This window comes from Mycobacterium sp. (genome assembly GCF_047975165.1).
Classification (GTDB): Bacteria; Actinomycetota; Actinomycetes; order Mycobacteriales; family Mycobacteriaceae; genus Mycobacterium.
Map to the genome: position 1 here is coordinate 1 of NZ_JBKECZ010000066.1, position 6,173 is coordinate 6,173.

The 6,173-nt window shown below is 70.1% G+C and carries 5 protein-coding genes; all 5 read right to left on the minus strand.

What is annotated here, in order from left to right; genetic code table 11:
* Positions 1-139: 139 nt before the first annotated feature.
* Positions 140-1,648: an amino acid permease gene (locus ACK5M9_RS07535; RefSeq protein WP_416892559.1), complete on the minus strand. Its 1,509-nt coding sequence runs from the start codon at positions 1,646-1,648 to the stop codon at positions 140-142.
* Between the two features lie 11 nt (positions 1,649-1,659).
* The gene (gene manA, locus ACK5M9_RS07540) at positions 1,660-2,907 is read right to left on the minus strand and encodes a mannose-6-phosphate isomerase, class I (protein ID WP_416892555.1); all 1,248 of its coding nucleotides are present in this window, start codon (positions 2,905-2,907) and stop codon (positions 1,660-1,662) included.
* Positions 2,908-2,915: 8 nt separating this feature from the next.
* Positions 2,916-4,025 (minus strand): TobH protein, encoded by a 1,110-nt coding sequence (locus ACK5M9_RS07545; protein WP_416892556.1) that lies wholly within the window; start codon positions 4,023-4,025, stop codon positions 2,916-2,918.
* Positions 4,022-5,422, minus strand: a complete 1,401-nt coding sequence (locus ACK5M9_RS07550) for a phosphomannomutase/phosphoglucomutase (protein WP_416892557.1) — start codon at positions 5,420-5,422, stop codon at positions 4,022-4,024. The genes ACK5M9_RS07545 and ACK5M9_RS07550 overlap by 4 nt, the downstream gene beginning before the upstream one ends.
* Positions 5,423-5,540: 118 nt before the next feature.
* Positions 5,541-6,020: a DUF3499 domain-containing protein gene (locus ACK5M9_RS07555; RefSeq protein ID WP_416892558.1), complete on the minus strand. Its 480-nt coding sequence runs from the start codon at positions 6,018-6,020 to the stop codon at positions 5,541-5,543.
* Positions 6,021-6,173 lie beyond the last annotated feature (153 nt).

Below are 6,173 nucleotides of genomic sequence, written 5' to 3' on the forward strand. Positions count from 1 at the left end.
GGAATCTCGCCCCGGAGCGATTCACCACCACCGCGCGAACCAACCCGCCCAGTACCCCAAACAGGCCACCCGACCAAGCAAACCTACAGGTCCAAGACCTAACGAAGCAGAATCTCGGAGATCGTGTCCGGAGTCATGCCTAGGGGCCGGCGTTGTCGTTCCGTCTCGCCTGGACCGAATTGCGGTACCCGTATCCCGCATAAATCGCGATTCCGACCAGCAGCCAGATCCCGAACCGGATCCAGGTCAGGGCGGTGAGATTGACCATCAGCCACAGGCACGCGCACACCGCCGCGATCGGCAGCGCGGGCACCAGCGGCGTACGGAACGCACGCGGCAGATCCGGTCTGGTCCTGCGCAGGACGATGAACCCGGCGGAGACCAGGATGAACGCGAACAGCGTCCCGACGGTGACCATCTCCTCGAGCTTGGTGATCGGGAAAATCCCCGCGGTGGTGGCGACGACCACCGCGACCAGCACGGTTATCCGCACCGGCGTGCCACGCGAACCGGTCTTGGCCAGCCCCCGCGGCAACAGCCCGTCGCGTGCCATCGCGAACAGGACCCGGCACTGGCCCAGCATGAGCACCATCACCACGGTGGTCAGTCCGGCCAGCGCTCCGACGGAGATGATGCCACTCACCCAATAGATCTCGTTGGCCTGAAACGCCGTCGCCAGGTTCGCCTGGCTGCCGTCCGGGCGGGTGCGCAGTTCGGTGTAGGGCACCATCCCCGACAGCACGATCGACACCGCGAGGTAGAGCAGGGTGACCACGGCCAGCGACGCCACGATGCCGCGCGGCAGGTCGCGTTGCGGGTTCTTGGTCTCCTCGGCCATGGTGGCCACGATGTCGAACCCGACGAACGCGAAGAAGACGATCGAGGCCCCCGCCAGCACGCCGTACCAGCCGTAGTGGCTGCCACCGGCGCCGGTCAGCAGGGATAGCACGGACTGATCGACACCCCGGCCCTGATGGTCGGCTTCGGGTTCGGGCACGAACGGTGTGTAGTTGGCGGCCTTGACATAGAAGGCGCCGACGATGACCACCAGGATCACCACCGACACCTTGATGGCGGTCACCACTGCGGAGAAACGCGAGGACAATTTGGTGCCCAGGGCGCACAGGACCGCCACCAGGGTGACGATCAGCAGACTTCCCCAGTCGAGGTTGACCGGCCCCACCGCGGCGGTGGCGCTGGCGAACCCCAGCACCGTGCCGAGGTAGCTCGACCAGCCCTTGGCCACCACGGCCGCACCGATGGCCAGCTCCAACACCAGATTCCAGCCGAGCACCCACGCCACGAATTCGCCGAAGGTGGCATAGGAGAAGGTGTAGGCGCTACCGGCCACCGGCAGGGTCGAGGCGAATTCGGCGTAACACAATGCCGCCAGTGCGCAGGTGGCCGCGGCGATCAGGAAGGAGATCCCGATGGCCGGCCCGGTGATGTCCCCGGCCGTCGACGCGGTGACGGTGAAGATCCCGGCCCCGATCACCACCGACACACCGAAGACCACCAGGTCCACCCAGGTGAGTTCCTTGCGAAGCCGGGTCGACGGCTCGTCGGTGTCGGCGATCGATTGCTCGACCGACTTGGTGCGCAAGCGACCCCTGCCGCCCCTGCCGCCCCCGCCGCCCCTGCCGGCCACTCCGCCGACCGTCACAGGCCGACCGTCGCCCGGAATACCGTGGCCCGCCGCTGCGCCGACAGCCGGACCGGGCCGTCATCGGCACCCACCCAGGCGGCTGCGCCACGGTGGAGAGTGCGTGAACCGGACTTGCCGTGCACAGCCAGCTCGCCCTCGGTGCACAGCAGGATCTGCGGACCGTCCACCCCCGGGTGCGGCGCCGGCGCATCGACCTCGCGCCCCAGGTGTTCACCGTCGAGAACCAGCATTGCCGCCGAGAACTCCTCGGTGGGAGTGTCGTAGATCGATGCCACCCCCGCACGGCGCACCGGCGGCCGCAGCTGGGCCTCCGTAGTGGGCTGAAAGTCCAGTACCCGCAGCAGTTCGGGAACATCGACGTGCTTGGGGGTCAGACCACCGCGCAATACGTTGTCGGAGTTGGCCATCACCTCCAGCGCCAACCCGCGCAGATAGGTGTGCAGGTTGCCCGCCGCCAGGAAGATCGCCTCCCCCGGGGCCAGGCTGACCCGGTTGAGTAACAGCGAGGCCAGGACACCGGCGTCGCCGGGGTAGCGCTCCCCGAGTTCGAGCACGGTCCTCGTCTCGGCGGCGAACTCGGGCTCGCCGGAGCTCACATACTCGATGGCGCCGTCGAGAACCGCCGGCACCAGCACGTCGACATCGGGCTGCGGCGCGGTGATCCAGGTGGTGAACAGCGCTCGCAGGCAATCGGCGTCGGACTGCTCGGCGGAGTCGTCGCCGAGCAGATCGATGAACGGATCGAGGTCGGAGACAGCCAGCGCTCGCAGCAGCTCACGAGTCCGCGACACCTCACGAAAACCGGCCAGCGCCTCGAACGGCTGCAACGCAACGAGCAGCTCGGGTTTGTGTCTGGTGTCGCGGTAGTTGCGGATCGGCGAGGTCACCGGAATCCCCAGCCGCTGCTCGGCCAGATACCCCTGCATAGCCTGCGCCTCGCTGGGATGAGCCTGCAGTGACAGCGGCTCGTCGGCGGCCAGCACCTTGACCAGGAACGGCAGCACATCCCCGAACCGCGCCCGTGAGGCCGATCCGAGCTGGCCCTGCGGATCCTCGGCCAGCGCCGCAAGCAGGGGTGTTTCGCCGGCCGCAGTCACCAGCCGGGCCGGGTCACCCGGGTGGGCACCCAGCCAGAGCTCGGCCTCCGGGTGCGCCGCGGGAACCGGCCGGCCGGTGAATTCGGCGATCGCGGTGCGCGATCCCCACGCGTACGTCCGCAACGCTCCGCGTAGCAACTCCACCGTGGTATTTATCCCCGTGCCAGCCGCAGATAAACCGCGGCCATCTCCAGCCGTACGGCCAATACTGCCAGTTGCCACTCGGTGCCCGCCGCGGCGGGCGGTGGCCTCAACGCCCGCGGGTCGGCCGGAATCCCCGCGGAAGCAGAGGGTACCGGCACATCCTCCGCCTGCACCAACTCGACGCCGTCCACCCCGGCAGCCCGAGCCGCCACCACGGTGCGCTCGGCGCCGAGGGTCAGCGCCAGGACGCGAAGCCGCGCAGGAAGCGGGCCGTCGATCTGCTCGTCGTGGAAGAGGGCCTCCGCGGGATCGGTGACGCCGCCGGCCCCATCCCGCAGTGCGGCCACCGCGTCGGTGAGACCGGCCGCGGCAACAGTGTGGTGGGCGATCCGCAGCAACACCGAACTCCCGTGCCGGGCCAGTGCCAACGTCGCGGCGTTGTCGCCGGCCAGCGTCACGCGGCAGTCGGCTATCCGGGCGGCCAGCGTCTTGGCGGGGTTGGTGAACAGGTCGCGGGCGGCACTGTTGCGCAGGGCTTCCGCGTCCAGTTCGTCGGCCAGCGTCCACGGGTCGACCGCCACCCGCGAATCCACGGTGTTCAATACGGCCAGTCCGGCCCCCAGATACCGGCAGAGCCCGAATTCGCCGGGCACCTGCATCCGGGGTGCGAGAACCGCGGCGCGGGCAGCCGTCGAGTCGCGCAGCGGACCCTCGTAGGGCGCCACCACCACGACCCGCGCACCGCGACGCACGCCGGTCGCCGCGGCCGCCACCAGCGCGGGATCGGCGGAATCGTCGCCGGCCACGACGAGCACGTCGAGCGGACCCAGCCATGGCGGCGCTTGCCCGGCCTGCACGATCGGTTCCCCGGCCACCGGCGCCAGAGCCGACGCCAGTAGCGCGCCCGCGGTCTCGGCGGTACCGCAGCCGGCCACCCAGATCACGCTGCGGGCCCGGTTGGCCGTGTCGCGCAGCGCGTCCAGGCCGCCTTCGTCCACCGCAGCCGCGACGCTGCGAACCTGCGCGCCGGCCATCGAGGCCGCCCGCAGCAGCCCGTCCCGGTCCGCGGCAACCAGGCCCTCGGCGTCCTCGAGATCTATCAGCCCCGCGGCCTTCACGGCCCGGTTCCATCCGGCGCCGAGGCCACCGCGGCACTGACGTCTGCCACCACCGCATTCACCGCCTCGGTGCTGCGCCCCTCCACGTTGAGCCGCAACAACGGCTCGGTGTTGGAGCTGCGCAGGTTGAACCAGCTGCCCCCGCCCAGGTCCACGGTGACACCGTCGAGATCGTCCGTGGACCGGATCCGGTCGCCGAACCTGCGCAGCACGGCGTCCACGGTTCCCGGCGCATCGGCCACGGCGAAGTTGATCTCCCCGGAGGACTCGTAGCGCCGGTAGTCGGCGGTCAACTCCGAGCACGGCCGACCCTGCTCCGCCAGGGCGACGAGCACGTGCAGCGCCGCCAGCATTCCAGAATCCGCGCCCCAGAAATCGCGGAAGTAATAGTGTGCCGAATGCTCACCCCCGAAGATCGCTCCGGTGTCGGCCATCAGTGCCTTGATGTAGGAGTGGCCGACTCGGGAACGCAGCGGCGTGCCGCCGCGTTCGGCAACCAGTTCAGGCACCGCCCGGGAGGTGATCGCGTTGTGGATCACCGTGGCGCCGGGCTCACGGTCGAGTTCGCGGGCGGCGACCAGGCTGGTGACCGTCGACGGCGAGACCGGCCGGCCATGCTCGTCGACGACGAAGCAGCGGTCGGCGTCGCCGTCGAAGGCAAGCCCGATGTCCGCACCGGTCTCCCGGACGAAGTCCTGCAGGTCCACCAGGTTCGCCGGGTCCAGCGGATTGGCCTCGTGGTTGGGGAACGTTCCGTCGAGTTCGAAATACAACGGCAACAGGGTGATCCCCTCGATTGCGCCGAGCACGGCCGGCGCGGTGTGACCGGCCATTCCGTTGCCGGCGTCCACGGCCACCCGCAGCGGACGCAGGCCGGCGGTGCTGACCAGCGAGCGCAGGAAAGCCCCGTAATCGGCCAGGACGTCGCAATCGGTGACTGTGCCGGCCGCGGCGTGCCGGCGGCCGCTCCCGGCGGTTCCGGCGATCAAGGATTCGCTGATCGTCGTCAGGCCGGTGTCCTTGCCGACCGGCTTGGCACCGGCTCGGCACAGCTTGATGCCGTTGTAGGCCGCCGGGTTGTGGCTGGCGGTGAACATCGCGCCGGGGCAATCCAGCCGCCCGGAGGCGAAGTACAGCTGATCGGTGGATGCCAACCCGATCCGCACCACGTCCAGCCCCACCGCGCAGACACCGGCTGCGAAAGCGGCTGCCAGCGCGGGGGAACTATCGCGCATGTCCTGCCCGATCACCACCCGGCCGGCCCCTTCGGCCCCCATCAGCTCCGCGAACGCGGCACCCACATCGCTGACGAACGCTTCGTCGATCTCCTTGCCGACCAGCCCGCGGACGTCGTAAGCCTTGACAACCCGGTGAACCGCCTCCGCGGGCCAAGACATATGTGCGACTCCTGACGACGTGAACTCTTGGCCGTCAGCCTATCGGCCCGCCGGCGTCGCGGAGTGCCGGTAGCCCCGCCGGGCCGCTCGCGGACATTCGGCAAAAGCGCCGAGGCGCTCAGTCGGCCGGGTCGGGCAGGACGCGAAGGTGCCCGCGCCGGCGCCCGGAGCGGTTGTCCGGTGCGGTGAGCACGGCACCGCGAAGCGCCGCGGCCGGCGCCCCCGCCGGGCTGAACTCGGAATCGCCGCCCGGTCCCGCGACATCCTCGTAGCCGTCGCCGCCATCAGTATTGAAACCGCTGGCCAGTACCCCCGCCGCGCCTGCCGCGCCGGCGCCGCCCTCGCGCACAGCGTCGGCCAGCGCCACCAGATCGTCTTCATCGGGATTGCCGGGCAGCGGCCCGGAGTGCCGTACCAGCTCCCAGCCGCGCGGTGCGGTGATCCGGCCGGCGTGGCCGACGCACAGGTCCCAGGAGTGCGGTTCAGGCGCCGTGGCCAACGGGCCCACCACCGCCGTGGAATCCGAGTAGACGAAGGTCAACGTTGCCACTGCATAGTGCTGACACCCGGGCCGGCAGCAGCGACGGGGTACATTCACGCTCGAAAGGCTATCGTGCGACGGCGCTGCCCAAGCGCCGGACACGCGCATCGGTGCCGGGGGCGATGTGCAACCGTTACCATCGGCGCGTGAGCGACACCCGCGGATTCGGCCGCGGCCGCCGTCCCGAGGCCGGCCCGGCCCAGCCGGCCC

What these genes read in the sequence shown, in the direction of transcription:
- ACK5M9_RS07550 (WP_416892557.1), bottom strand. Translation starts at nt 5,422, where the DNA reads ATGTCTTGGCCCGCGGAGGCGGTTCACCGGGTTGTCAAGGCTTACGAC.